This is a genomic window from Curtobacterium sp. NPDC098951 (genome assembly GCF_044759965.1).
Classification (GTDB): domain Bacteria; phylum Actinomycetota; class Actinomycetes; order Actinomycetales; family Microbacteriaceae; genus Curtobacterium.
The window spans coordinates 90,389-116,676 of the sequence record NZ_JBIWAG010000004.1 but is presented as its reverse complement, the minus strand read 5'-3'; the positions used below and the strand labels follow the sequence as shown (position 1 = coordinate 116,676).

The 26,288-nt window shown below is 72.0% G+C and carries 24 protein-coding genes and 1 tRNA gene; 15 read left to right on the top strand and 10 right to left on the bottom strand.

What is annotated here, in order from left to right:
• Nucleotides 1-50: 50 nt before the first annotated feature.
• Nucleotides 51-1,319, bottom strand: coding sequence for a Gfo/Idh/MocA family protein (locus ACIQUC_RS12940; protein ID WP_402267507.1), 1,269 nt, complete (start codon nucleotides 1,317-1,319; stop codon nucleotides 51-53).
• Between the two features lie 230 nt (nucleotides 1,320-1,549).
• Here ACIQUC_RS12940 and ACIQUC_RS12935 point away from each other — a divergent pair, with 230 nt between their 5' ends.
• The 4 genes from ACIQUC_RS12935 (at nucleotide 1,550) to ACIQUC_RS12920 (ending at nucleotide 5,425) form a co-directional block, all read left to right on the top strand.
• Nucleotides 1,550-2,494 (top strand): carbohydrate ABC transporter permease, encoded by a 945-nt coding sequence (locus ACIQUC_RS12935; RefSeq protein ID WP_402268011.1) that lies wholly within the window; start codon nucleotides 1,550-1,552, stop codon nucleotides 2,492-2,494.
• A 30-nt stretch (nucleotides 2,495-2,524) separates the two neighbouring features.
• Nucleotides 2,525-3,478, top strand: coding sequence for a carbohydrate ABC transporter permease (locus ACIQUC_RS12930; protein WP_402267504.1), 954 nt, complete (start codon nucleotides 2,525-2,527; stop codon nucleotides 3,476-3,478).
• A 10-nt stretch (nucleotides 3,479-3,488) separates the two neighbouring features.
• Nucleotides 3,489-4,862 carry an ABC transporter substrate-binding protein gene (locus ACIQUC_RS12925; RefSeq protein ID WP_402267501.1) on the top strand — a complete coding sequence of 458 codons (1,374 nt, stop codon included), beginning with the start codon at nucleotides 3,489-3,491 and terminating at the stop codon, nucleotides 4,860-4,862.
• 92 nt (nucleotides 4,863-4,954) lie between these two features.
• On the top strand, nucleotides 4,955-5,425 hold the full coding sequence (locus ACIQUC_RS12920; protein WP_022907690.1) for a BLUF domain-containing protein: 471 nt from the start codon (nucleotides 4,955-4,957) through the stop codon (nucleotides 5,423-5,425).
• A 24-nt stretch (nucleotides 5,426-5,449) separates the two neighbouring features.
• On the opposite strand, the gene ACIQUC_RS12915 is transcribed toward ACIQUC_RS12920, so the two are convergent.
• From ACIQUC_RS12915 to ACIQUC_RS12905, 3 genes are read right to left on the bottom strand one after another with little or no spacing between them, the layout of a single operon-like run.
• Nucleotides 5,450-5,878 (bottom strand): RbsD/FucU domain-containing protein, encoded by a 429-nt coding sequence (locus ACIQUC_RS12915; RefSeq protein WP_402267498.1) that lies wholly within the window; start codon nucleotides 5,876-5,878, stop codon nucleotides 5,450-5,452.
• Nucleotides 5,878-6,900: a LacI family DNA-binding transcriptional regulator gene (locus ACIQUC_RS12910; protein ID WP_022907692.1), complete on the bottom strand. Its 1,023-nt coding sequence runs from the start codon at nucleotides 6,898-6,900 to the stop codon at nucleotides 5,878-5,880. The genes ACIQUC_RS12915 and ACIQUC_RS12910 overlap by 1 nt, the downstream gene beginning before the upstream one ends.
• Nucleotides 6,897-7,889 carry an aldo/keto reductase gene (locus ACIQUC_RS12905; RefSeq protein WP_402267495.1) on the bottom strand — a complete coding sequence of 331 codons (993 nt, stop codon included), beginning with the start codon at nucleotides 7,887-7,889 and terminating at the stop codon, nucleotides 6,897-6,899. Before ACIQUC_RS12905 ends, ACIQUC_RS12910 begins: the two co-directional genes overlap by 4 nt.
• 120 nt (nucleotides 7,890-8,009) lie before the next feature.
• Between ACIQUC_RS12905 and ACIQUC_RS12900 the strand changes: the two genes are divergently transcribed.
• Nucleotides 8,010-9,560 (top strand): alpha-L-fucosidase, encoded by a 1,551-nt coding sequence (locus ACIQUC_RS12900; RefSeq protein WP_402267492.1) that lies wholly within the window; start codon nucleotides 8,010-8,012, stop codon nucleotides 9,558-9,560.
• Between the two features lie 112 nt (nucleotides 9,561-9,672).
• Nucleotides 9,673-10,284 (top strand): ScbR family autoregulator-binding transcription factor, encoded by a 612-nt coding sequence (locus tag ACIQUC_RS12895; RefSeq protein WP_402267489.1) that lies wholly within the window; start codon nucleotides 9,673-9,675, stop codon nucleotides 10,282-10,284.
• 18 nt (nucleotides 10,285-10,302) lie between these two features.
• Here ACIQUC_RS12895 and ACIQUC_RS12890 read toward each other — a convergent pair whose 3' ends face one another.
• From ACIQUC_RS12890 to ACIQUC_RS12875, 4 genes are all read right to left on the bottom strand, one after another.
• On the bottom strand, nucleotides 10,303-10,731 hold the full coding sequence (locus tag ACIQUC_RS12890) for a BLUF domain-containing protein (RefSeq protein ID WP_022907696.1): 429 nt from the start codon (nucleotides 10,729-10,731) through the stop codon (nucleotides 10,303-10,305).
• Nucleotides 10,732-10,811: 80 nt separating this feature from the next.
• On the bottom strand, nucleotides 10,812-12,020 hold the full coding sequence (locus ACIQUC_RS12885) for an MFS transporter (protein ID WP_402267485.1): 1,209 nt from the start codon (nucleotides 12,018-12,020) through the stop codon (nucleotides 10,812-10,814).
• Between the two features lie 63 nt (nucleotides 12,021-12,083).
• The gene (locus ACIQUC_RS12880) at nucleotides 12,084-12,704 is read right to left on the bottom strand and encodes a response regulator (RefSeq protein ID WP_402267482.1); all 621 of its coding nucleotides are present in this window, start codon (nucleotides 12,702-12,704) and stop codon (nucleotides 12,084-12,086) included.
• Entirely contained in the window at nucleotides 12,701-13,870 is a 1,170-nt protein-coding gene (locus ACIQUC_RS12875) for a sensor histidine kinase (protein WP_402267479.1), read from the bottom strand. Before ACIQUC_RS12875 ends, ACIQUC_RS12880 begins: the two co-directional genes overlap by 4 nt.
• Before the next feature lie 149 nt (nucleotides 13,871-14,019).
• On the opposite strand from ACIQUC_RS12875, the gene ACIQUC_RS12870 reads away from it, so the two are divergent.
• From ACIQUC_RS12870 to ACIQUC_RS12850, 5 genes are read left to right on the top strand one after another with little or no spacing between them, the layout of a single operon-like run.
• The gene (locus ACIQUC_RS12870) at nucleotides 14,020-15,108 is read left to right on the top strand and encodes an FtsX-like permease family protein (RefSeq protein WP_402267476.1); all 1,089 of its coding nucleotides are present in this window, start codon (nucleotides 14,020-14,022) and stop codon (nucleotides 15,106-15,108) included.
• Nucleotides 15,105-15,830, top strand: a complete 726-nt coding sequence (locus ACIQUC_RS12865) for an ABC transporter ATP-binding protein (RefSeq protein WP_402267473.1) — start codon at nucleotides 15,105-15,107, stop codon at nucleotides 15,828-15,830. The genes ACIQUC_RS12870 and ACIQUC_RS12865 overlap by 4 nt, the downstream gene beginning before the upstream one ends.
• Before the next feature lie 10 nt (nucleotides 15,831-15,840).
• Nucleotides 15,841-16,563, top strand: coding sequence for a histidine phosphatase family protein (locus ACIQUC_RS12860; protein ID WP_022907701.1), 723 nt, complete (start codon nucleotides 15,841-15,843; stop codon nucleotides 16,561-16,563).
• Nucleotides 16,564-16,597: 34 nt separating this feature from the next.
• A complete protein-coding gene (locus tag ACIQUC_RS12855; protein WP_022907702.1) occupies nucleotides 16,598-17,125 on the top strand; it encodes a DUF3090 domain-containing protein in 528 nt (175 codons plus the stop codon).
• Nucleotides 17,122-17,895, top strand: coding sequence for an SCO1664 family protein (locus ACIQUC_RS12850; protein WP_402267469.1), 774 nt, complete (start codon nucleotides 17,122-17,124; stop codon nucleotides 17,893-17,895). Before ACIQUC_RS12855 ends, ACIQUC_RS12850 begins: the two co-directional genes overlap by 4 nt.
• Before the next feature lie 362 nt (nucleotides 17,896-18,257).
• Here the strand turns inward: ACIQUC_RS12850 and ACIQUC_RS12845 are convergent, their stop codons facing one another.
• Nucleotides 18,258-20,270: a VWA domain-containing protein gene (locus tag ACIQUC_RS12845; RefSeq protein WP_402267467.1), complete on the bottom strand. Its 2,013-nt coding sequence runs from the start codon at nucleotides 20,268-20,270 to the stop codon at nucleotides 18,258-18,260.
• A complete protein-coding gene (locus tag ACIQUC_RS12840; protein WP_402267464.1) occupies nucleotides 20,263-21,648 on the bottom strand; it encodes a magnesium chelatase in 1,386 nt (461 codons plus the stop codon). The genes ACIQUC_RS12845 and ACIQUC_RS12840 overlap by 8 nt, the downstream gene beginning before the upstream one ends.
• 212 nt (nucleotides 21,649-21,860) lie before the next feature.
• Here ACIQUC_RS12840 and ACIQUC_RS12835 point away from each other — a divergent pair, with 212 nt between their 5' ends.
• The 4 genes from ACIQUC_RS12835 to ACIQUC_RS12820 all read left to right on the top strand — a co-directional run bounded on the left by ACIQUC_RS12835 (nucleotide 21,861) and on the right by ACIQUC_RS12820 (nucleotide 26,146).
• On the top strand, nucleotides 21,861-23,318 hold the full coding sequence (locus ACIQUC_RS12835; protein WP_402267461.1) for an MFS transporter: 1,458 nt from the start codon (nucleotides 21,861-21,863) through the stop codon (nucleotides 23,316-23,318).
• Between the two features lie 149 nt (nucleotides 23,319-23,467).
• On the top strand, nucleotides 23,468-24,142 hold the full coding sequence (locus ACIQUC_RS12830) for a GntR family transcriptional regulator (RefSeq protein ID WP_402267458.1): 675 nt from the start codon (nucleotides 23,468-23,470) through the stop codon (nucleotides 24,140-24,142).
• A gap of 507 nt (nucleotides 24,143-24,649) precedes the next feature.
• Nucleotides 24,650-24,739 (top strand) — tRNA-Ser (locus ACIQUC_RS12825).
• 405 nt (nucleotides 24,740-25,144) lie between these two features.
• Nucleotides 25,145-26,146 carry a glycosyl hydrolase family 18 protein gene (locus ACIQUC_RS12820; RefSeq protein WP_402267455.1) on the top strand — a complete coding sequence of 334 codons (1,002 nt, stop codon included), beginning with the start codon at nucleotides 25,145-25,147 and terminating at the stop codon, nucleotides 26,144-26,146.
• The last annotated feature ends 142 nt before the right edge of the window (nucleotides 26,147-26,288 follow it).

Here is a 26,288-nt window from a genome sequence, read left to right as displayed (position 1 = left end):
GGTGCCGGTCCACACGGACCGGCACCCGAACGACGGTTGTTGCTGGAATCCTAGACGGCAGCGGTCGGACCCCCGGCACCGGTCGCGCCGCCGGACGCCGCAGCCCCGGACGCCGTCGCGTCGGCCGGGGTCGGGGCGTCGCCGAAGTCCGGGACCTCGAGGCGGACCCCGCCCTGCAGCGCGGACTGGTGGGCGATGATCCCGGGCAGGGTGAACCGGGCGGCGGTCCAGGCGTTCACCGGGGGCAGGGTCCGGTCGACGACGGCGCGGACGAAGTCGTCGGCGAGGAACTGGTGGCTGCCCTCGTGTCCGGTCGGCACCCCGGCGTACTCGGCCGGCAGACGGTCGGTGTCGTGCACGGCCGCGTAGCCGGAGACGAACGCGTCGCGCAGCGAGGGGTCGACCCCGGCGAGGCGCGGGTCGTCCAGCTCCATCGTCGCCTGGGTGTCGATCTGGTCGCTGATGTCGTGCGAGTCCTCCTTGTCCTGCCACACGCTGACCTTGGCGAGCTGCTCGAAGCTGGCCTCGGTGCCGAAGTAGCGGAACCGCGACTCGCGGATGTGCGACGGGTACCCGACACGGCGCATCTCGTTGATCCGCATGACCCCGCCGTTGTCGAGCTCGAACAGGGCGGTGGCGTTCGAGAAGTCGTTGTCGAACTGGCTGACGTCCTTGTCGAAGACACCGTCGCCGCGGTCGTCGCGGACGCCGATGCAGCTGACGCTGACCGCGTGCCCCGGGATCGCCCCGAGGACCCCGCCGACCGAGTGCGTCGGGTAGAGCATGGGCGGGTAGCTGGCGGTGCGCTTCCAGTCGTCGCCGCCGCTGAACTGGTAGGCGGCGTAGAAGCCGAGGTCCATGTCGTGGACGTAGTCGCCCTCGGCGTAGAAGACACGTCCGAAGGCGCCCTCGGCGACCTTCGACCGGGCGAACACCGTCGCCGGGTTGTAGTAGCTCGTCTCACCCATCATGTAGGTGAGACCGGTCTCGCGGACGGCCTCGATGATGGCCTGGATCTCCTCGACGGAGATCGCCATCGGCACGGCCGAGTAGACGTGCTTGCCGGCGCGGAGTGCCTGCACGACGAGCGGGCCGTGGGTCCAGCGCTGCGTGAAGATCGCGACGGCATCGACGTCCGAGGCGAGCACCGCGTCGAAGTCCGGGAAGGTGCCGTCGAGGTGCTGCGACTCGACGAGGTCCGTCGCACGGTCGTCGACGAGGTCGGTGACGTAGACGCGGTCGACGTCCGGGTGCAGCTTGAACAGCTTGGCGAACTGGGGGGCGAACTGGCCGGCGCCGACCATTCCGACAGAGATCATCAGTGACCTTTCCAGGTGTTGGATGCGTCGCCGGGCAGGTCGCTCCGATGCGAACGGTCGTCATCCTGACACGGAATATCTACACGTGACAACCCCCGAATGTTCCTGCATCGAAACCTCTTGCCAGCAGCAGTCCCCACGTGTAGATTCCCGGCTCACGGACTGCCGCACGCCAGTCCACCGCAGACGAAGGAGTCGCGATGGCCACCGAGAGCCCCGTGTCGTCACCCTTGACGACGGCCAGCACGAGACGCAGGAGTCGGTCCGCCGACCTCGCTCGTGCCGGCACCACCTCCCCGCGCCGCCGACCGAGGAACGACCTCTGGTTGGCGCTGGTCTTCATCGCCCCGGCCAGCGTCGGCTTCGCGGTGTTCCTGCTGTGGCCCACGGTCCGCGGCATCTACCTGAGCTTCACGACCTACAACCTGCTGACGCCGCCGGTGTTCACCGGCCTGCAGAACTACGTCCGCCTCGTGCAGGACTCGATCTTCTGGCACTCGATGGCCGTGACGGTCGAGTACGTCCTGCTCAACATCGGCTTCCAGACGATCCTCGCGCTGTTCATCGCCGTGATGATGCACCGGCTCACCAAGTCCACCTTCGTCCGCGGGATCGTCCTCGCGCCGTACCTGGTGTCGAACGTCGTCGCCGCTCTCATCTGGCTCTGGATCCTCGACACGCAGCTCGGCATCGGCAACGAGATCCTGTCCGCGATCGGCGTCGGCCGCATCCCGTTCCTGCAGAGCGACTTCTGGGGCATCCCCACGATCGCGTTCATCAACGTCTGGCGGAACGTGGGCTACACGGCGCTGCTCATCTTCGCGGGGCTCCAGGCGCTGCCCGAGCAGGTCTACGAGGCCGGCCGCATCGACGGTGCGAGCGAGTGGAAGATGTTCTGGCGCATCACCGTGCCGCTCCTCCGCCCGATCCTGTCGCTCGTGCTCATCATCACGATCATCGGCTCGTTCCAGGTGTTCGACACCGTCGCCATCGCGACGCAGGGCGGCCCGGCGAACGCCACGAACGTCGTGCAGAACTACATCTACAACCTGGCGTTCGGCCGGTTCCAGTTCGGCTACGCGTCCGCCGTCTCGGTGGCCCTCCTCATCGTCCTCAGCATCATCACGGTCATCCAGTACCGACTCTCGCGCTCCGGCGAGAGCGACCTGGACTGACGGCCGAGCGCACACGGAAGCGAGTCGAAGATGACCAGCACCCTGCCCCCGGTGGTCGAGCCCCAGACCACCCGCGCGATCACCACCCGCGGCACCCGCCCGCCGCGTCGGAAGCCCTCGGTCGGCCGCGTGATCGCCTGGATCGCGATGATCGCCGTCATCGTCGTGACCCTGTTCCCCTTCTACTGGATCCTCCGCACCGCGCTGTCCTCGAACGGCGCGATCTCGGCCGACCCGACCTCGTTGCTGCCGACCGGCTTCAGCCTCGGCGGGTTCGAGCGCGTGTTCGGTCTGCAGTCCACCAAGGAGGCCCTGGCCCAGGGAGGCTCGGGCGCCGCGATCGACTTCTGGCGCTACCTCCTCAACTCGGTGGTCACGGCGACGATGATCACGGTCGGCCAGGTGTTCTTCTCCGCCGGCGCCGCGTACGCCTTCGCACGCCTGCGGTGGCCCGGACGCGACCGGGTCTTCGGGGTGTTCCTCGCCGGCCTCATGGTCCCGACGATCTTCACGCTCCTGCCGAACTTCACCCTCATCAAGTCGCTCGGGCTCGTCGACACCCTGCTCGGGATCTCGCTGCCGTCGATGCTGATGACCCCGTTCGCGGTGTTCTTCCTCCGCCAGTTCTTCCTCGGCATCTCGCGCGAGGTCGAGGAGGCCGCGCTCATCGACGGCGCCGGCAAAGTCCGGGTGTTCTTCCGCCTGATCCTGCCGATGGCGTCCGCCCCGATCGCGACGCTCGCCGTGCTGACGTACATCACCGCCTGGAACGACTACTTCTGGCCGCTGATGGTCTCGTACACGGACAGCTCCCGCGTGCTCACCGTCGCGCTCGGCGTCTTCAAGTCGCAGTCCCCGCAGTCCGGCACCGACTGGGCCGGTCTCATGGCGGCGACCCTGGTGGCGGCGCTCCCGATGATGCTGCTGTTCGGCCTCTTCGCCAAGCGCATCGTCAACTCCATCGGCTTCTCCGGCATCAAGTAGGGACCAGCTCATGACGAACTCCATCACCCGCCGGTCCCTCTTCGCCGGCGGCGCCTCGGCCCTGGCCCTCGGAGCGCTGGCGGCCTGCTCGAGTCCGAGCACGCCCAACCCGCGGAGCGGCGCGACCGGCACCGTGTCGTACTGGCTCTGGGACGCGAACCAGCTGCCCGCCTACCAGGCCGTCGCGAAGGCCTTCGAGCGGGAGAACCCGGGCATCCGGATCAAGATCACCCAGCTCGGCTGGGCCGACTACTGGACGAAGCTCACCGCCGGGTTCATCGCCGGCACGGCGCCGGACGTGTTCACCGACCACCTGTCGAAGTTCCCCCAGTTCGCCGACCTCGACGTGCTCTACCGGCTCGACGAGCTCGAGGCGACGAGTTCCATCCGCGACGACGACTACCAGTCCGGCCTCGCCCAGCTCTGGAAGGGCCGGGACGGACACCGCTACGGGTCGCCGAAGGACTGGGACACGATCGCGATGTTCTACGACCCGAAGGTCGTCGCGAAGGCCGGGTACAGCGCCGACGACCTCGCCGGACTGTCGTGGAACCCGGACGACGGCGGTACCTTCGAGCGGGCGGTCGCGCACCTCACGATCGACGGCAAGGGCCGTCGCGGGGACGAGCGCGGTTTCGACAAGGACGACGTCGCCGTCTACGGGATGAGCGCGAACGGCAGTGGCGGCGACGGCTTCGGGCAGACGCAGTGGTCGCCCTTCACCGGGTCGATCGACTGGTTCTACACGAACCGGAACCCGTGGGGGAACCGGTTCCGCTACGACGACGCTGCGTTCCAGAAGACGATCTCGTGGTACTTCGGGCTCGCCGAGAAGGGCTACATGCCGAAGTACGGCGTCTTCTCGACGACCACCGGACCGGACGTGCAGCTCGGCTCGGGGAAGGTGGCGCTGTCGTTCAACGGGTCGTGGATGATCGGCACGTACGCGAACCTGCCCGGCATCGACGTCGCCATCGCGCCGACCCCGGCCGGCCCCGTCGGGCACCGCGCCTCGATGTTCAACGGCCTGGGCGACTCGATCACGAAGCAGGCGAAGCACCCGGAGGCCGCGGCGAAGTGGGTCGCGTTCCTCGGCGGCGCGACCGCGCAGGAGATCGTCGGCCGGGCCGGGATCGTGTTCCCCGCCCGGCGGTCCGGGACCGACGCGGCGGTCGCCGCCTACGCGAAGCGCGGGTTGGACGTCACGGCGTTCACCGAGCAGGTCGACGATGGAACGACGTTCCTGTTCCCGGTCACGCGGAACCCCGCCGACGTGCAGGCGCTCGTCCAGCCGGCGTTCGACTCCATCTACGCCAACGGGGCGCCGATCTCGTCGCTCACCGGGGTCAACGAGCAGGTCAACACGCTGCTGGGCCTCACCTGAGCCGTCCCGCAGGCGCGGTCGTCCACGGGTCCGGTGCGGTCCGTGGACGACCGCGTTGACGGCGGTTCCACTGTGGAACGAGACTGACGCCGATGACCTCGCTCGAATCGCTCGTGTACATGTCCGTCGCCGTCGACGACCTCACCGACGACCAGCTCGTCGCCATGCTGCGCGAAGCGCGGCTCCGCAACGAGGCGCTCGGCGTCTCCGGTCTGCTGCTCGCGAAGGGCGGCCGGTTCATGCAGGTCCTCGAGGGGCCGGCGTGGAGCGTCGAGGACCGCTTCGCCGCGATCGAACGTGATCCCCGCCACCTGGACGTCAGGTCGCTGTCCCGCGAGCGCATCGCCGCCCGCCGGTTCGACGGCTGGGCGATGGCGTTCGGCAACCCCTCCGACCCCGAGGTCCGCGCCGAACCCGGGTTCAGTACCTTCCTGTCCGAGCGCACCGGCCTGCCGGCCGGGGTGGCGGGCTCGCCGGCCGACTGGTTGCTCCGCTGGTTCCGCGGACGCGAGCTCCGGGACGTCCAGGAGGCGCGGATCACCCTGGCCAGGCACGCCGCCTGACGGGGTGGCCGGCTCCGCGGGCGGCTAGCGCTCCGACGCCTGGTGGAACCCGATCTCGAGGAGCAGGTTCGCGTGTGAGCGCTGGTCACCCGTCGCGATGACCAACCCGGTCTCGGGGGCGCGCACCGCGTCGTAGAACCCGAACCGGTCGAGGGTGCCGAGCGGCACGTCGGCACCGAGGATCCGCCGGTAGCCCTCGTGCGCCTGGACGACGGTGTCGGCCGGCGGCGCCATCACCGTCGCCGCCTCGACCGCGACCGCGTCGAGGAGCGTGGTGAGGACCTCGTCGACGTCGAGCAGTCCCGGGCGGAAGTTGAGGTGCACGAGCGCGGCGCCGGGGCGCATCGCGGTCGCGAACGGGTAGTTGCCGTCGGCGATCAGGACCTTCGAGCCGTGCCCGAGCGACGCGAGCGCGCTGAGCGTCGGTTGGTGGGTGAGGGTGTAGCGCAGCATCATGCCTCCGTGGCGGTGACGGGTCCGGTGGGGAGTCGGGCGACGGATCCACCGGCGACCAGACGGGGGCGGACGACGACGTCGACGGGCGCCTGGTCGTCGTCCGGTGCGGTCAGCCGCGAGCGGATCAGGTCCGCCGCCCGGACCGCCAGCTCGTGCGTGGGCTGCACGATCACGGTGAGCTTCGGGACGGTGACCTGGGCGAGCTCGAGGCCGTCGAACCCGAGGACCGAGAGCTCCCGGCCGAGTGTGAGGCCGGACTCGTTCAGCGCGATGACGGCGCCGAGGGTGAGCTCGTAGTTCGCGCAGAAGACCGCCGTCGGACGATCGGGCAGCACGAGGATCCGCTGCATCGCCGCCTGGCCGTGGCGCACCGTGAGGGGCCCCTCGACCACGGCGTCCGGGGCGAGCACACCGCCGTCCCGCTCGATGACCGACCGGAAGCCCGCGGTCCGTTCGCGCATGGTCGAGATCGTCGGGTCGCCCGCGACGACGCCGACCCGGCGGTGGCCGTGGTCGAGCAGGTGCCGGGCGGCGAGCGCGCCGGCTCCGTGGTTGTCGAGGAAGACGCCGTCGGTGCCGAGGGCGTCCGCGCGCCAGTCGATCTGCACGACGGGGACGCGCTCGGCAGCACGGGACAGTGCCGCGACGTCGTGGTCGGACGGCACCGCGATGATCCCGTCGACCATCCGGCGCAGGAGCAGGTCGACGGCGCCGGCTCGTGCGTCCGGGCTCGACGAGACGATGACGCTCATCCCGTGGTCGCGCAGGGCGCTCTCGACGCCGGCGATCACGGTGAGGTGGAAGTCGTTGTCGAGTGCCGGCAGCAGGACCCCGATGGTGCCGGACCGCCGCGACCGCAGGCTCCGCGCGAACCCGTTCGGACGGAACCCGAGCGTCGCCGCGGCCGCTTCGATGGCGTGTGCGTTCTCGTCGCGGACGGTGCCGCCGTTGTAGAACTTCGAGATCGTCGCGAGCGAGAGGCCGGTCGCCCGCTGCAGGTCCTTGTAGGTCGCCGTCACCCGGCCCTCCCGGTGACCGTGCCGTCCTCGTCCCACAGGTCGTGCCAGCTGTCGGCGCCAGACCAGAGGAACACCTGCCCCTTGATGAGCCGTGCGCCGCGGTCGACGTCCGCCATGGCGGCGAGCTCGTCGGCGGTCAGCGGGTCCGTCGACGCCCCGGCGAGGTTCGCGCGGTACTGCTCCGGCTTCACCGCGAAGGGGATCGGGACCTGCCCGCGCGCGACGGCCCACTTCAGACAGACGATCGCCGGGTGGACGCCGTGTGCTTCGGCGATGCGTCGGACGACCGGGTGGTCGACGTCCACCGGGTCGTCGTCCTCGCGGTCGCGCTCCGGGCGGGACGGCGACCCGAGCGGCGAGTACCCGACGGGCTGGATGCCGTTCGCGCGGCAGAAGTCGAACAGCTCGGGCTGCTGGAACGTGGGGTGGAGTTCCATCTCGTTGAGTGCGGGGAGGACCCGCGCGTCGTCCAGCAGCAGCCGCAGCTTCGGGATCGTCGTGTTCGACGTGCCGAGGTGCCGCACGAGGCCGGCGTCGACGAGGCCTTCGAGCGCGCGCCACAGTGCGCGGTAGGCGGCGTGGTCGTAGGGGCGGGCGGATCCGTCGCGGTCCTCGACCGAGGCGTGCGGCGCGTGGTGGTTCGGGAACGGCCAGTGCACGAAGACCGCGTCGAGGTGGTCGAGCCGGAGGTCCCGGAGCGACCGTTCGACGGAGGCGACCGCGTCCGCCGGGTCGTGTGCGTCGTTCCACACCTTCGACATCACGAAGAGGTCCTCACGCGGGACCCCGCTCGCCGCGATGGCCGCCCCGACCTCGGGTTCGTTGCCGTAGACCGAGGCGCAGTCGACCAGCCGGTAGCCGGCGTCGAGGCCACCGCGGACGGCCGCGGCCACCTGGTCCGGGGTGTACCGGTCCGAGCCGAAGGTGCCGAGCCCGATCGAGGGGATGTGCGCGCCGGTCCGCAGGGGGCGGCTCGTCAGGACGTCCACGGTGGTCCTCCTCCTGCGCGTCCTCGCGCATCACTGAACGTTTCACCCATCGGGCTCGGATGCACGCTACCGTAGAACCGTCCCCAGGACGAAACGTTTCGCTCGACTCGAGGAGGAGTCATGCCCGAACCCCACGACCTGCCACGGCTCGACCCGACAGCGCTGCCGGAGCCGGTCGACGTCAGCGACAACTCCGCGGCGCTCGCCGCCGTCGCCGCGGTCGTCGCCACCGGTCCGTACGACGCCACCTGGGAGTCGCTCCGCCGGTACACGCCGCCGCGCTGGTACGAGGACGCCAAGTTCGGCGTCTTCCTGCACTGGGGCGTCTACTCGGTGCCCGCGTTCCGGAACGAGTGGTACTCGCGCGACATGTACCGCGAGGGCACGCCCGAGTTCGAGCACCACGTCGCCACCTACGGGCCGCAGTCCGAGTTCGGCTACAAGGACTTCATCCCGTCCTTCACGATGGAGCACTTCGATCCGGGTGCCTGGGCGAACCTGTTCCGTCGGGCGGGCGCGCAGTTCGTGGTCCCCGTCGCCGAGCACCACGACGGCTTCGCGATGTACGACACCGACCGCTCCCGGTGGAGCGCGGCACGGATGGGCCCGCAGCGCGACGTGTTCGGGGACCTGATGACGGCCGTCGACGACGCGTTCATGGTCCGTGGGGCGTCCTCGCACCGGGCCGAGCACTGGTTCTTCATGAACGGCGGCGCCCGGTTCGACTCCGACGTCCTCGATCCCCGCTTCATCGACTTCTACGGCCCCGCGCAGCGTGAGGAGACCGCGCCGAACGAGCGGCACCTCGAGGACTGGCTCCTCCGGACGGTCGAGGTCATCGACAAGTACCGGCCCCAGGTGCTGTGGTTCGACTGGTGGATCGAGCAGCCCGCGTTCGAGCCGTGGCTGCGCACCCTCGCCGCGTACTACTACAACCGCGCCGCCGAGTGGGGGCGCGAGGTCGTCATCAACTACAAGTGGGAGGCGTTCGCCGACGGTTCCGCGGTGTACGACATCGAACGCGGGGCGATGGGGGAGATCCCGCCCGTGGTCTGGCAGAACGACACGTCGGTGTCGAAGTCGGCCTGGTGCTGGATCGAGGGGCACGACTACAAGACGACCCGCGACCTCGTCGCCGAGCTCGTGGACGTCGTCGCGAAGAACGGCGTGCTCCTGCTCAACGTCGGTCCGAAGCCGGACGGCACGATCGCCGAACCCGAGCAGCGGCTGCTCGAGGCCGTCGGACGGTGGCTGGTCGTCAACGGCGAGGCGATCTACGGCACACGTCCCTGGCGGGTCTTCGGCGAGGGGCCGACCCAGGTCAGGGCGGGGTCGTTCGTCGACGGCGAGGCCCCGGCGTACACGGCCGAGGACGTCCGCTTCACCACCCGCCGCGACGTCACCGGCGAGTACGTCTACGCCGTCCTGCTCGCCGACCCCGAGGACGGTGTCGCCCGCGTCCGCGCGTTCGGCAGCGGGGCGAACCTGCTCGGGCGGGCCGTCCGCAGCGTCGAGGTGCTGGGCGTCGACGGCGAGGCGGAGTGGACGCAGACCGCCACGGCACTCGAGGTCGTCGTCCGTGGGGAGACGTCCGGTGACTCCGGCCCGGTCGTCAAGGTCTGGCTGCGCCCTGCGGAGCGGCAGGAGCGGCACGACTCGCTGCACGGTTGAGCGAACGCGAACGCGAACGCGAACGCGAACGCGAACGCGAACGCGAACGCGGACGCGGACTCCGGGCGCGGTGCGGGGCCGCACCGCGCCCGGCGTCCGCGACACTGGACCCGTGGAACGACGCACACAGATCCTGGAGGCCGCCGCTCGTGAGTTCGAGCGCGTCGGCTACGCCGCCACGACGGTCGCCGCGGTCGCCCGCGGCGCGGGGGTCTCGCAGGGCGCCCTGTACTTCCACTTCCCGACGAAGCTCGCACTCGCCCTCGGGGTGATCGACGAGCAGAACGTGCGGACCTTCGACGTCGTCAGCCTGCACGACACGTCACCGACCCAGGCGCTCGTCGCCGCTTCCCGCGGCATCGCCGGCATGCTGCTGACCGACCCCGTCGTGAGTGCGGGCATCCGGCTGTCGCTCGAACGCGGCGAGTTCGCTGCCGCGACCGCGGCGTTCTACGACCGGTGGATCGGCGGCATCAGCGACCTGTTCCGACTCGCCGTCGCGAGCGGTGAGCTCCGGACGGACCTCACCCCCGAGCAGCTCGGTGCGACCGTGGTCCCGATGTTCACCGGCGTGCAGCTCGTGTCCGCGGTGCGCACCGGACGGCAGGACCTGTTCCCCGCGGTCGCGACGATGTGGCGGGTCGTCCTCACCGCGGTCGCGGACCCACGGCACCGACCCCGTCTGCTGGGGGTCGTCGAGGACGCGTTCGGCACGGCGGACTGACGCCGTCCGGGGTGCGGGTCAGCGGTCGTGGAGCTCGCGGTCGCGGAACCACTTCAGCAGCCACGCGGCGCTCGTGCGGTCGAACGACGGCGGGAAGTCGATGCCCTCGGTGAGGAACGGGCTGAAGCCCTCCTCCGACGCGACGTCGGCGTCGTCCAGCGCCCGGTACGCCATCGACCACCCGTCGAACCGGCGCCGGTCGATGTCCTCGCGGACGAGCGACTTCAGCTCGGCGTGGCGCGGGTCGCGGGCGATCGCGGCGAAGCGGTCGTCGACGCTCCACGCCGGACCCTCGAGCAGCTGCATGAAGCGGCCGTTCTTCGCGAGCAGCAGACCGGAGACACCGAGCGCCTCGTTGCGGAGCCGTGATGCACGCAGGAGCTCGGCCAGGGCGGCGTCGTCGAAGGTGGTGGCCGCCCGGCTCATGTAGACGATGGAGACGAGCACGCTCCCATCCTGGCGTGGGGCACGCGGGACACGAAATGGTGTCCGCAACGCGTAGTCCGCCGGTGCGGTCCCCGTGCCGCTCAGTCGGCGGACGGCGTCGGAGCGGGCACCGGTGCCCGGCGCACCTCGGGGACGACGCGGGCACGGGTGGCCGGCGCGGCGAGCAGCGCCACGACCAGGAGCCCCGCGGGGACGAGCATCGCCGCCTGCAGGCCGAGGTGCTCGCCGAGGAACCCGAGTGCCGGGGGACCGGCGAGGAAGGCGACGTAGCCGGCGGTCGCGACGACGGACACGCGCCGGTCGCCGTCGGTCGGGTGATCCCCGGCGGCCGAGATCGCGAGCGGGAACCCGAGGGCGATCCCGAGGCCCCACACCCCGGCGGCGGCCGCGGTGAGCACCGGGTTCGGCGACACCACGACGAGCAGCACGCCGACCACCCCGACGGCCGCGCACACCCGGACGACCGGCGCGCGCCCGAATCGGGCGACGAGGGGCGTGCCGGCCGATCGTCCGACGAACATCGCGAGGGCGAACCCGGTGAAGACCAGGGACCCGACGGCCTCGGGGGCGCCGTGGTCGGTGGTCATGAGGAGCGGGAGCCAGTCGCTCGCGGCGCCCTCGGCGAAGGCCATCGCCAGCGTGATCACGGCGATGAGCAGCACCTGCACGGTCAGGACCGCGCGGAGCCGCGGGACCGGAGCGCCGGCGGTCGTCGGCTCCGGCGCGTCGCGGGGGACCGGACGGAGGCCCACGGCGGCGAACGCGGCGAGGGCGGCCATCACGATCGTGGCGCCGACCAGGTGCACGAGGACGGGCGTGCGGGCCGCGGTCACCGCGATGCCCACCACACCACCGAGGACCGTGCCGAGGCTGAAGCAGGCGTGCAGGACCGGGACGACCGGCCGGCCGATCCGCCGCTCGACCGCCGCCGCCTCGACGTTGAGGCCGATCTCGGCGACCCCGGACCCGAAGCCGATCAGGAAGAGCCCGCCCCAGACCCCGACGGCGAGCTGCGCGGGGGTGGACAGGGCGACGAGGAGCATGCCGGTCACGGGCAGGGCGCCGCCGAGCACGACGAGCGGCCGGGTGCCGAGCCGCCGCACGAGCACGCCGGCGCCGAGGATGCCGATCATCGAGCCGATCGAGAGCCCGAGGATGACGATGCCCATCGCCTCGATCGAGGTACCGAGCTCGTCACGGATCGCGGGTGTGCGGGTGATCCACGACGCGATCCCGAACCCGGTCATCGTCGACGTGGCGAAGAGTGCCGCGCGGTGGCGCCCGATCATGGGTCCATCAGAACGTGCCACCAGGGCCACGTCAAGGGAACGGCACGGAACCCGCGGACGGCGTCAGCGCAGCATGCCGTGGGAGCGCGCCGCGGACACCGCCGCCGTCCGCGACGAGACCCCGAGCTTGGAGAAGACGTGCACGAGGTGCGACTTCACCGTGGCCTCGCTGATGTGCAGGCGCGCTGCGACCTCGCCGTTCGCCGCGCCGTCGGCGACGAGCCGGAGCACCTCGATCTCCCGCGCCGAGAGCGACACCTGCGGGGTCCGCATCCGGGCCATCAGGCGCCCGGCGATCGCCGGCGCGAGCGCACTCTGCCCGGACGCCGCCGCCCGCACGGCCGCGATCAGCTCGTGCGGCGGGGCGTCCTTGAGCAGGTACCCGCTCGCGCCGGCCTCGACCGCACCGAGGATGTCGCCGTCGGAGTCGTAGTTCGTGAGCACGAGGACGTACGGCGCGGCGTCGAGCGCGCGGATCCGCCGGGTGGCGTCGGCGCCGGAGGTGTCCTGGCCGAACTGCAGGTCCATCAGGACGAGCTCGGGGGACAGCGTCGCGGCGAGGTCGACCGCCGCTCCCGGTGTCGCCGCCTCGCCGACGACCTCGATCCCGTCCTCGCCGTCCAGGAGCGCGCGGAGGCCGGCCCGCACGACCGGGTGGTCGTCGGCGATCAGGACCCGGATCACGGCACCTCCAGGACGGCGACGAGCGTGGTGCCCCGCCCGGGGGCCGAGTCGATCTCCAGGCGGCCGCCGAACTGGTCCACGCGGTCCTGGGTCGCGCGCAGCCCGAACGAGTCGGACGAGCCGGCCCCTGCCGCGGCGGTGACCGGGTCGAACCCGACGCCGTCGTCGGCGACCGTCAGTCGCGCCTCCTGGCCCGTGACCGCAAGCGACACCGTGAGGTGCGTGGCGTGCGCGTGCTGCACCACGTTCGCGACCGCGCCCTGGGCGATGCGCAGCAGCGCCGTCTGGACGTCCATCGGCAGCGCGACGTCGGGGACGTCGACGGTCACGGTGAGACCGTCGCCGGACCACTGCTGCTCGGCGAGGCGGCCGAGCGCGGCGGGCAGCCCCCGGTCGAGCGACGGCGGCGTCAGCTCGCGGATGAAGCGCCGGGTGTCGGCCAGGCCGTCCGCCGCCGTCGCACGCGCGAGCCGGATGTGCTCGACCCCGGGCCGGTCGCCGTCCGCACGCTCGGCGGCATGCAGCAGCATCTGGATGCTCGACAGGCCCTGCGCGACCGTGTCGTGGATCTCGCGGGCGAGCCGCGCCCGCTCGGCGAGGACGCCCTGCTCGCGCTCGGTCGCGGCGAGCCGGTCCCGGGTGGCGAGGAGTTCCGCGACGAGCGCCTCGCGCTCCGTGGCCTCGCGCGCGAGGGCGCGGTACCCGAGGCCGATGAGCAGCGCCACCCCGGCGCCGACGAGCGGTCCGACGACCCCGCCGACGGTGAAGCCGCCGTGCAGCCCGAGTGCGACGACCGCGACGAGGGTGGCGACCACCACCGCGACCGGACCGACGACCCGGGGCAGGACGTGCAGGTACAGGAAGAACAGCGGGAAGACGAGGTAGGCGGCCTCGGGCACGACCACCAGCAGGGCGATCCACACGAGGCTCAGCGCCACGAGCCAGAGCGCGCCCGCGACCCGCCGACGACGGGGCGCGGTGCGGGCCGCGACGGCACCGAGCAGGTAGACGCCGGCGAAGACGACGCTCAGCCCGAGCGGCACCCACGGGCGGGTTCCGTCGCCCACCAGGATCCGGACCACCACGAGGGCGAGGAGTGCGGCGGACAGCACGTGCAGGCCGGTGCGGAGACCGACGAAGACCGGGGTGAGCGTGCTGTGGGCCATGTCCCTCCCAGCGTACGGAGCCGGCAGCGGGACCGGATCAACCGAAAGTTCGATCCGGGGACCAACCCCGTCGGCGATGCCCGGGACGAGGGCCGCGGCGAGGCTGGGTGCGAGGTCACGGACGGTCCGCGGCCTCGGGAAGGAACACCGTGTTCGTCGCCTGGCGCGATCTCCGGTTCGCTCGCGGACGCTTCGTGCTCATCGGCTCCGTCGTCGCCCTCATCACGCTCCTCGTGGGCTTCCTCGCGGGGCTGACGGGCGGACTCGCCGCCCAGAACGTCTCCGCCGTGCTCGCCCTGCCGGGCGACCGACTGGTCCTGCAGCAGCCCGCCAACGGGCAGCCGTCCTTCGGCGAGTCCACCATCGGCCGGGAGGCGCGGGTCGGCTGGCAGGACGCGGCCGGCGTCGACGAGGTGGTCCCCGTCGGCATCGTGCAGGGACGGGCGACGTCGGCCCACGACGACGGGTCGGCGGTCGGGGTGGCGCTCTTCGGGCTGCCGTCGGCCGGCGACCACGCCGGGACGGTCGCCGCGCTCGCACCGGCGCACGACGACGAGGTCGGGCTCTCCACCGGCGCCGCGTCCGACCTGGGCGTCGCGGTCGGCGACCACGTGACGATCACGGGCACGACCTACCGGGTCGCCTCGGTCGGTGGGGACGCCTGGTACAGCCACACCCCGGTGCTCGCGATGACGCGGGACGCCTGGTCGGCCGCGGACCGTCGGCTCGGGGGCGACGGGGACCCGACGGTGCTCGCCGTCAGCGGGTCGCCGGACTGGGACGCCGTCGCCGCCCGCACGGACACGTCGGCCGCCTCGCACCTCGGGTCGCTCACGGCGCTCGAGACCTTCCGCTCGGAGGTCGGTTCGCTCGCCCTGATGATCGCCATGCTCTTCGGCGTCTCCGCCCTCGTCGTCGGCGCCTTCTTCACGGTGTGGACGATGCAGCGCGCGGGCGACGTCGCCGTCCTCAAGGCGCTCGGCGCGAGCACCCGGTCGCTCGCGGGCGACGCTCTGGGCCAGGCGCTCGTCGTGCTCGTCGTCGGCATCGGCGTCGGGACCGCGGCGGTCGTCGGACTCGGGGCGCTCGCCGGGGGAGCGCTGCCGTTCCTCCTCAGCCCGCTCACCACCGTGGTGCCGGCGACCGCGATGGCACTCCTCGGCCTCGCCGGGGCCGCCGTCGCCCTCCGGACCGTCACCGCAGCCGACCCCCTCACCGCACTCGGGAGCAACCGATGATCACCCTCGACGACGTCACCCTCACCTTCCCCGACGGCGACCGCCGCGTCACCGCGGTCGACCACGTGTCCCTGACCGCCCGCGCCGGCGAAGTCACCGGCATCACCGGCCCGTCCGGGTCCGGCAAGTCCTCGATCCTGGCGGTCGCGGCGACGCTCATCCGGCCGGACTCCGGCCACGTGCACCTCACCGACGCCGCGGGCGCTCGGGTCGACGCCGCCGCACTGTCCCGCGACGAGGCCACCGCGCTCCGCCGTGAGCGGATCGGCATCGTGTTCCAGCAGTCGAACCTGCTGCCCGCGCTCACCGCCCGCGAGCAGCTCCTCGTGATGGCGCACCTCGGCGGGCCGCGCGTCGGACGCCGGGCGGCGGAGCTCCGGCGCCGGGCGGAAGACCTCCTCGACGCCGTCGGGCTGGCCGGGCACGCCGACAAGCGGCCGGCCCAGCTGTCCGGGGGCCAGCGGCAGCGGATCGCCATCGCCCGTGCCCTGGTCCACGAGCCCGCGGTCCTCGTCGTCGACGAACCGACGAGCGCCCTCGACCAGGAGCGCGGCGCGGCGATCATGGCGCTCATCGCGCAGCTGACCCACGAGCGCGGCACGGCGACGATGCTCGTGACGCACGACCTGGTGCACCGGGACGCGCTCGACTCGCTCGTCACGGTCGTGGACGGACGGGTGCTGTCCGACCGGACGACGAGCGAGCGGTCGATCGCCGCCTAGGATCGGGCACATGGCGACCGTCCTCCTCGTCCGGCATGGACGCACCACCGCGAACGCGACCGGCGTCCTCGCCGGACGGACGGCAGGGGTCGCGCTCGACGCGGTCGGCCGCGAGCAGGCGGCGCGGACGGCCGAGCGCCTCGCCGCCGTGCCGCTCGCCGCGGTGGTGTCCAGCCCGCTCGAACGGTGCCGGCAGACCGCCCGGGCGGTGCTCGGACGGCAGACGGGCGAGCCGGGGACCCGCATCGAACGGGCGATCACGGAGTGCGACTACGGCGACTGGCAGGGCCGGAAGCTCCAGGACCTCGCGCAGGAGCCCCTCTGGCGGACGGTGCAGGCGAACCCGAGCGCCGTCGTGTTCCCCGGCGGCGAGTCCATGCAGGGCATGCAGTCCCGTGCGGTCGCGGCGATCCGGCGGATCGACGCCGAGGTCGAGGCCGCGCACGGCCCGTCCGCCGTCTGGGTCGCCGTCAGCCACGGCGACGTCATCAAGTCGGTGCTCGCCGATGCCCTCGGCATGCACCTCGACCTCTTCCAGCGGATCGCGGTCGGACCGGCCTCGGTGTCCATCGTGCGCTACGGCGAGCACCGCCCCGAGGTCGTCGCGTCGAACACCGAGTCGGGCGACCTCGCCTGGCTGGCCGCCGCGCCCGCGCCGACCGGGGACGCCGCGGTCGGGGGCGGCGCCGGCCACGACGACGCCTCGTCCGGAGCCGCTCCCGCCGGAGCCTGAACGAGTGTCGTCCGGCCCTCCTACAATGCGGGGTATGCCCACCATCGTGCACGGCTTCGACTGGCCGGACCGTCTCGTCGTCGGGACCGTCGGCCGCCCGGGCGAGCGGTCCTTCTACATCCAGGCGCGCGACGGCCGCCGCGTCACGAGCGTCGCGCTCGAGAAGGAGCAGTCGGCCGTCCTCGCGGACAAGATCGACGAGCTCCTCGACGAGGTCGCGACGGTCGAGGACAACCGCTTCAGCGTCCCGCCCACCGCTCCCGCCGAACTCCGCGACGGCGGACCGCTCGACCAGCCGGTCGAGGCCGAGTTCCGCGCCGGTGCGCTGAGCCTCGGGTTCGACCCCGCGACCGCCCAGGTCGTGATCGAGGCGTACCCGATCGACGACGAGCTCGAGATCGTCGCCGAGACGGGCGAGGACGGCGACGAGATCGAGGCCGTCGTCGAGATCCCCGAGCCGGCCGAGCTGTTCCAGGTGAAGATCCCCGTCGGCACCGCCCGCGCGTTCGTCGAGCGCACCCGGGAGATCGTGGCGGCCGGCCGCCCACCCGGGGCCGCATGAGCCACGGATCGGTGTCCATCCGGGCACGCATCCGGGAAGCCTCGAACGCCACGTTCCTCGCCGACCTCGACGGCGAGGCGGTCGTCTACAAGCCGATCGAGGGGGAGCGACCGCTCTGGGACTTCCCGGACGGTACACTCGCCGACCGCGAGGTCGCGGCCTACCTGGTGTCCGAGACGCTCGGGTGGGACGTCGTGCCCCCGACGTGGATGGGCGACGGACCGTTCGGTCGCGGCATGCTCCAGCGCTGGCAGGAGGTCGACCCCGAACAGGACGCCGTCGACCTCGTCCCCACCGAGGACGCCGACGCCGACCCTGCTGACGCCACGACACCCCGGTGGCTCCCGGTGCTCGAGGCGATCGACGAGCAGGACCGCCCGGTGACCCTCGTGCACGAGGACACGACGGCACTCCGGCGGATGGCGGTGTTCGACGTCGTCGTGAACAACGCCGACCGCAAGGGCGGTCACGTCCTGGCGATGCCGGACGGCCACCGCTTCGGCGTCGACCACGGCCTGACCTTCCACGTCGAGCACAAGCTGCGCTCGGTGCTCTGGGGCTGGATCGGCGAACCGCTCGACGCCGACGAGCTCGAGGGCATCGACCGGGTGACCGAGGCGCTCGACGGCGACCTCGGCGCGGCGCTCGACGAGCACCTCACCGTCGCCGAGGTCGACACGCTCCGGGCCCGCTGCGCCGCGCTCCGGGCCGTCGGGGTGTTCCCGCCGCCGCCCGGACACGGGCCGGCCGTGCCCTGGCCCCTCTTCTAGCGAGCAGCGGGCGACGACGGTCCCAGAGGACGCGTCCTGTGCTGCGTCGGACTCGGGTCGCGTCGGTCCCGGGCGCACCGGGAGGGATCGGGTCGGCAGGCTCCGTCGGGTCCGGAGCCCACCGACCCCACCGCGTCCCGCCTGCCGGGACACGGATGCCCGCGAGGTCGACCGAACCGCGCCGTTGCGTTCCGGGACCCCACGGGGGTCGACCGGCCGAGGACGGATCAGGTGCACTCGGACGGCCGACACCACCCGGCCGACGATGTCGGTCTGGTGGAGCGGTGATGGGCGGCCGAGGTCCGGGGCAGCTGTGACGTCAGCATACGACGACGGGTACCCTGCTGACCAGGGCCTTCCCGTCAGATCGTCCAGTCGTCGCGGGGGAACGCTCCGCCGCGACGCGACCCCAGGTACGACCCGACGACCGCGACGCCGAGGTCGTCGTTCTCCGGCGCGACGACCGTGCCGTCCACGCGTCTCGCCATGGCGTCGACGAAGCGCGCCAGCCCCGGGTCGTCCCCGAGCCGGAAGAACGTGGTCTGCGCGCCGAGTCGTCCGGCGTTCTCCAGCTCGCGCACGGACAGCGCGATCGTGATCGGGTCCGGCGGGTACCCGAACCACACCTGGCCGTTCGGCTCGAGGTGCGACGTCGGTTCGCCGTCGGTGACGATGAGCAGCACGGGCTGGGCGGTCGGGTGCTTCCGGAAGTGCCGGTTCGCGAGGAGCAGCGCGTGGTGCAGGTTCGTGCCCTTGTCCCACATCGCGTCGAGGCCGACGAGCTGCTCGATGTCCATCACCTCGGCCTCGCGTCCGAAGGCGATGAGCTGCAGGTCGTCGCCGCGGAACCGGGTCGACACCAGCGTGTGGAGCGCGAGCGCGGTGCGCTTCATCGGCACCCAGCGGTCCTCCATCGCCATCGAGAACGAGGTGTCGACGAGCAGCGCCACGCAGGCCTGTGTCCGAGCCTCGGTCTCCTGCACCTCGACGTCGTCGATCTGCAGGCGGACCCCCGGGCCCGTCCGGCCCGAGGCCGCGGTGCGGGTGAGCGCGTTCGTGATCGACCGGGTGACGTCCCACGGTTCGGTGTCGCCGTACTGCCACTGCCGTGTCGCGCCCGATGGTTCCCCGGACGCGCCGGACCGCCGGAGGTCCCGGGCTCCCTGGCGACCGGACATCCGCTCGGCGACGTCGCGGAGCAGGCTCTTCCCGAGCTGCCGCATGGCCTTCGGTGTGAGTCGGAGCTGCCCGTCGGCGCCGCGACGCATCGCCCCGGAGTTCCGCAGGGCCTTCTCGAGCCGCTGCAGGGTGGTCGCGTCGACGACGGCGTCGTTCCCGAGCTGGCGGCCGAGGGCGTCGAGGTCGAGGTCGTCCAGGTCGGAGCCCGGTCCGGCCTGTGCGATCTGGTCGGCGAGGGCGTCGAGGTCGGCGATGTCCTGGAACACCCCGGTGCCGTCGCCGAGCCCGAGTCCCTGCTCGCCCTCCATCCGCTCGGACCCGCCCCAGTCCTCGCCCGGCCGGAGTGAGCGGAGGGTGTCGTCGAGCTGGGCGAGCTGTCCCATCAGGTCGGGGGAGCCGAACGCCTGCTGCGCGAGGGCGTCGAGTTCGTCGCGCTGTTCCCGGGTCATCGAGTTGCGCATCCGCTGCGCCGCGGCCGCCCGGGCAGCGAGGTCGTCGAGCAGCTCCTCGACGTTCTGCGGGGCCGACGGGAAGTACCGGCCGTGCTCGGCCATGAACGCATCGAACTGCTCCTGCGTGTCCGTCCCCGCGCGGTGGTCCTCGAGCAGCGCGGTGAGGTCGCGCATCATCGCGGCGACGTCCTCGCGGTCCTGGTCCGTGGCGCCCTCGAGCGCCTGCTTCATGCCGGCGAAGCGCTGGTCGAGCACCTCGCGGCCGAGCAGGTCCTTGATCTCCTCGAACTTCTGCCGCGCGGCCGGACTCGTCCAGTCGTAGCCGTTCAGCTCCTGGACCGCGGTGGCCGGCGACGGCGAGAGGCTGTCGAGCTGCATCTCGGCGAGGGCCCGGTCGCCGTCGTCGATCTCGGTGTCCCGGGCGAGCTGTCCGCGTTCGGCGAGCACGGCTTCGTCCAGCAGCTGCTTGACCTGCTGCAGGGTGCCGTCGAGGTTGTGCTTCGCCGTCAGCTCGCGCCGTCGCTCGGCCACGCGGCGTGCCAGGTCGTCGAGGCCGCGCTGGTCCCGACCGCCCCGGCGCAGGTACTCCCGGAGGGCGCGCTCGGGCGAGGTGCCGCCCATCACGTCCTCGCCGATGGCGTCGAGCGCCTCGGCCAGGTCGACCGGGGGAGCGAGCGGGTCCGGCCCGTCCTCGTACTTCCCGTAGCGGGCGTCGCGGGTCAGGCGCCGGTTCGCCCTAGCCATAGACGGCTTCGCCCCCGCCGGACTCCTTGCTGATCCGCCGCGCGAGGTAGAGCCCCTCGAGCGCGAGTTCGATGGCCCCGGCACGTCCGCCGTCGTCGGTCGCACCGAGTCGTTCGCCGATCTGGTCGTACAGGTCGGACTCACCGATCGACGGCAGGCCCTCGAGGAAGGTCCGGGCGCTGACCTGCTCGCCCGTGGTCACCATCGTGCCGCCGTCGAGGGCCTCGACGAGGACCGCGAAGTCGAGTCCGCGGAAGCGCGCGCGGACGGTCTCGGCGGTCGCGGTCCGGAGCAGGTGCTCGAGCACCTCGTCGGCGCGGTCCTCCTCGCCGTTCTCGAACTCGATCTTGCCGCCGAGGACGTCGACGGCGGTCTCGAGGTCGATCGGCCGTGCGACCGCGTGCTCCTCGCCCTGCCGTGCGGCGCGGTGCACCGCGGCGGCGGAGACGGTCTCGGCCCCGGCGATCGCGAAGCGGGCGCTGACGCCGCTGCGCTGGTCGACCGCGCTCGATGCGCGGAGCGCCCGCGTGAACCGCGCGAGGATCTCGACGAGCGCGTCCGGCACGTCGGCGGTGAGCCGCGCCTCCTGGCGGATGACGGCGATCTCGTCCTCGAGCTCGATCGGGTAGTGGGTCCGGATCTCAGCGCCGAAGCGGTCCTTGAGCGGCGTGATGATGCGGCCGCGGTTCGTGTAGTCCTCGGGGTTCGCGCTCGCGACCACGAGCACGTCGAGCGGCAGCCGCAGCACGTAGCCGCGGATCTGCACGTCGCGCTCCTCCATCACGTTGAGCATCGCGACCTGGATGCGTTCGGCGAGGTCGGGGAGCTCGTTGATGGCCACGATGCCGCGGTGGCCGCGGGGGACGAGCCCGAAGTGGATCGTCTCCGGATCGCCGAGGCTGCGTCCCTCCGCCACCTTCATCGGGTCGACGTCGCCGATGAGGTCGGCGACGCTCGTGTCCGGCGTCGCGAGCTTCTCGACGTAGCGGTCGTCCCGGTGGCGCCAGCCGATCGGCAGGGCGTCGCCGAGGTCCTCCGCCCGCCGGATGCTCGCGGTCGTGATCGGTTCGTACGGGTGCTCGCCGAGCTCGGAGCCGGTGATGACCGGCGTCCACTCGTCGAGCAGGCCCTGCAGCGTGCGGAGCAGTCGGGTCTTGCCCTGGCCGCGCTCGCCGAGCAGGACGACGTCGTGCCCGGCGATGAGGGCGCGTTCCAGCTGCGGGATCACGGTGGTCTCGAAGCCGTGCAGGCCGGGCCACGGGTCGCGGCCCTCACGGAGGGCGTTGATCAGGTTGTCGCGGATCTCGGCGCGGACCGTCTTCTGGACGTGGCCAGAGGTGCGGAGCTCGCCGACCGTTCTGATGGTGGGTCGGGTCACCTGTCCGACGCTACGCCCTTCGGGCCGGGAGGCGCGGTGCGGGCCCGCACCGCGCCTCCCGGCATCCTGCTTGTGAGTTCTCATAGCAATTGCAATGATTGGGACTCCGGCATCGGAGCCGGATTCGATTAGGGGGATCCGGCTCCGGGCCCGGAACCCGTTCGTTTCCGGATCTGAACCATCTCGTCGATCTGGGCGTACGTTCCCCTCTCGTGAGCAGCACGACGAACGGGGCGATCAAGAGCCTGGTCCCCGCCAGGATGGACAGACTGCCGTGGACACGGTTCCACTGGAGTGTCGTGGTGGGACTCGGCGTCTCGTGGGTCCTCGACGGCCTCGAGATCCAGATCGTGTCGAACGCCGGCTTCCAGGCGGACCTGGACCTGTCGACGCAGCAGGTGACGTCGCTCGGCACCATCTACCTCATCGGGCAGGTCGTCGGCGCGATCGTCTTCGGCCGGATGTCCGACCGGTTGGGGCGGCGGAAGCTCTTCATCCTCACGCTGGCCATCTACCTGATCGGCTCCGGCATCGCCGGGCTCGCGCAGGACTTCTGGTTCCTCGCGGCCTTCCGGTTCGTGGCGGGTCTCGGCATCGGCGGCGAGTACGCGGCCATCAACTCCGCGATCGACGAGCTCATCCCGGCGAAGTACCGCGGGCACGTCGACATCGCGATCAACGGCACCTACTGGGGCGGCGCGGCACTCGGCGCGTTCGCGAACATCTACCTGCTCGACACGGCCAACTTCGCCGAGAACATCGGCTGGCGCATCGGCTTCTTCCTCGGCCCGGTGCTCGGCATCGCGATCATCTTCCTGCGGCGGCACATCCCGGAGAGTCCCCGGTGGCTCATGACGCACGGACGCGAGGAGGAAGCCGAGGCGACGGTCACGCAGATCGAGGAGTCGGTCGAGCAGTCCACCGGGCACCGGCTGCCGGAGGTCGACCAGTCCAAGGCGATGACCGTCACCCCGACGGACAACGTGAAGTTCCGGACGATCGTGAAGGTGCTGTTCCGGCAGTACCCGACCCGGACCCTCGTCGGCGCGACGATGATGATCACCCAGGCGTTCCTCTACAACGCGATCTTCTTCACCTACGCCCTCGTGCTCACGAACTTCTTCGGGCTGAAGACGGCCGAGACGAGCGTGTACTTCTTCCCGTTCGCGATCGGCAACCTGCTCGGCCCGATCATCCTCGGGCGATTCTTCGACACCTGGGGTCGTCGACAGATGATCTTCTCGACGTACCTCGTCTCGGGTCTCGTGCTCGCCACCTCGGCGTTCCTGTTCCAGGCCGACGCGATCAGCGCCACCGTGCAGGTCGTCTTCTGGTGCGTGTCGTTCTTCTTCGCCTCGGCGGGGGCATCGAGCGCCTACCTGACCGTGTCGGAGATCTTCCCGCTCGAGCTCCGGTCGCAGGCGATCTCGTACTTCTTCGCGCTGGCGCAGATCTTCGGTGCCATCGCCCCGCTGATCTACGGTGCGCTCATCGGCGACGGGTCCTCCCGCGAACCGTTGTTCTGGGGGTACCTGCTCGGTTCCGCGGTGATGATCGCCGGCGGGGTGGTGGCGCTGATCTTCGGGGTCGACGCGGCCCGGAAGGGGCTCGAGGACGTCACCCAACCGCTCTCGGTCCTGACCAAGGAAGCGGACACGGCGCGGAAGTAGTATTCCGTATGCGGAGTGTTTAGCACCGAGTTGCGGGGTCTGTCATCGTCCTCGCATGGCAGTCCTCCACAGCACGACAGTGTCCCGCACGGTCCACGGTCCGACCACTCGCGAAGCCGGCGGCGTGGGCCGTGCGTGATCCTGGCGCCATGGAGCGAGTACAGCACCGGCCGGGTCGTGACGACGACGACCCGCTCGGCATCCGACGCAGTCTGCTGCGCGACGCCGTCTTCGCCCGACTGCTCGACAACGTGCTGCGCGGGGTGTACCGGCGTGGGCAGCGGATGCGGTTGGACACGATCGCGGCGGACATGCGGGTGTCCCGGACGCCCGTCCGCGAAGCCCTCGTGCCGCTCGAGAACCTGCGGCTCGTGTCGGTGCAGCGGTACGTCGGGGTCGTCGTGGCGCACTGGACCGTCGACCACATGATCGAGCGCATCCGCATCGCGCGGACGATGATCACCGAGCCCTCGGCGGGGTCGGCCCGGAGTGCGGACCGGTTCGACGTCGCCTGGCTGCGGACGTGCGCGACCGAGGGTGGTGTGTTCGTCGAGATCGGTTCGTGGTGGCTGCGCCGGAGCGGTGCGGCGGTCAGTGCCGACTGGCTCCTGTCGCAGCGTGCCGTGCTCGACGCGTTCTTCACGGACGAGGTGGCGCTGGCGAACGGCATCGACGCCGTGGTCGCGCGGCGGGAGCGGCGCGTGCTGGCGGATCGGGCGACCGTGGCGGCCGAGCGGGATGCGCTCGACGAGTGTGCGGCGGTGCTGGTCGAGCTCGCGGACGCCCTGATCGCGCTGCCGGAGCGGTTCCGAGCGGCCGCCTGACGGCTCCCGCGCGCGCGCCTGTGCGCACGGCTGTGCGCCGAGGTTTCGCGCTCACCGACAGTTCACGGGCGTTCTGGGCCGTGAGATGTCGGTGAGCGCGAAACGACGGGCGGGCCGGAGCCGGGAACGCGCCGACAGCCGGGAGCGTGCCGGAGCCGGGAGTGCGCCGACGGTCGGGGACGAGCCGGACGAACGCGGGCCGCACCAGACCGAGAGCGGGGGCGCGGTGGTGGGCCGCGCCCCCTGGCCACTCCTCGGTCTGAGCCTCGCGCGATCGGGCGCGCGTCGGGCTCGCCGCCCAGGAGCGACGTCGGTGCTGTGTCGCGGCGACGGGGTGGACCCCGGAATGTGATGGCCGCGCCTCGACGATGCTATTGACCGGGGTACGGGCGGACAACCTCCGGCTGTCCCCACTTCGGGGGACCCTACTGTGGGCTCGGCGCAAGGACGGTGTCGAGACCGTGCCCGACCTCCTGTATGGTGGTGGGAGCGCTCGCGAGAGTGCTTGGAGACGTCGCATAGTCCGGCCGAGTGCACCACCCTGCTAAGGTGGAGTCCCCTTTGAGGGGACCGAGGGTTCAAATCCCTCCGTCTCCGCGGCATCGAAACCCCGGTCCTCCTGGACCGGGGTTTCGTCGTTCCCGAGGAACACCGGGATCACCGGAACACCGGGAGCACCGAGGGACACCGGGAACACCGGGAGCACCGGGTGCATCGAGTGCGCGGCGCCACCACCGCGGACGGGAGGCGCGGTGCCAGCCCGCACCGCGCCTCCCGTCCGCGCGTGGGTGCGCCGCGACGGCCGCGAACCTCGTGAGCAGAAACGGTCGGGTGTGCGCACGTGACCCGACCATTCCTGCTCACGAAACCTCGCGGGCTGGCCGAAGCGCGCGGGGTCCCCGAGCTCGAGGAGCTCGCCGTCGCGGTCGACCGGCTCGAGGGCGCCTCCGTCTGAAGTCCGGGAGGCGCGGCCCGCTCCGCCCCGCACGCTACGGTGAGCGCATGGTGCGGCGGACGGGGCTCGTGATCGGGATCGCGGTCGTGGTCGCGCTGGTCACGGGCGGCTGCGCCGCGACGCAGGCATCCGACGCCGACCTCGCTGTCGAGGCGTACGTCGAACCCGGGGACGGGTCCGCGGCCACGGTCTCGGACGCGTCCGGACGCGCGGCGACGATCGGGATCGACGGCGTCACGGTGACGGACGACGGCGCCGGGCTGAACGACCTGCCGGCCGGCGTCGGCGCACTCGCCCGGACCGCGGAGGACGGTGGAGCCGCCCCCGAGCTGCTCGTCAGCAACTTCTCGGAGGCGATCGGCGACTTCTCGCCCGAGGTCGGCACTGCGTTGCTGTCCGACGCCGGGAACCGGTCGCGGGTCGCCGGGCGCCTGGCGGACCTCGCGTCCGAACAACACCTGCGCGGCGTGCAGATCGACCTCGAGTCGCTCCGGAGCCGTGACCGTGCAGGGCTCGTGGCGTTCGCGGCGGCCCTCGAGGACGCCGTCCACGAGCGGCTCGGCCGGGACGCCGAGGTGTCGATGGCGGTGATGGCCTCGACCGACGAGCAGGGCTACCGCGCCACCGGGTACGACCTCCGCGCGCTCGCGGACCACGTCGACCGGTTCGTCCTGATGACGTACGACCAGCACGGGCCGTGGAGCGGCGCCGGCACGATCGGGTCCGTGTCGTGGGCGGAGCGCGTGGTCGATGCGGCCGAGCGCTCGGGCGTCCCGGCCGACCGGATCGACCTCGGGATCGCCGGCTACGGGTACGTGTGGGGCGGCTCGGGGGACGCGCAGGTGAGTCCGGCGCGGGCGCGGGAACTCGCGGGTGACGACGCCCGGTGGTCGGAACGCACCGGGGAGTGGTCCGCGATGCTCGACGACGGCCGCGAGCTGCACTGGTCCGACGCGCGGTCCTACCGGGTGCGGGTCACGCTCGCCGACCGGCTGGGGCTGCACGGCGTCGCGCTCTGGTCCCTGAACACACTGGCCCTGCCGCGCTGACGGCGCGCGCGGGGCGACCCCGCACCGGACGGGAGGCGGGGGGGGCCGGGGGGGCCCCCCCCCCCGGGAACCCCCCCCCCCCCCCCCCCCCGGGGGGGGGGGCCCCCCCCCGGGTGCCCAACCACCGGGCCCGTGGACCGGG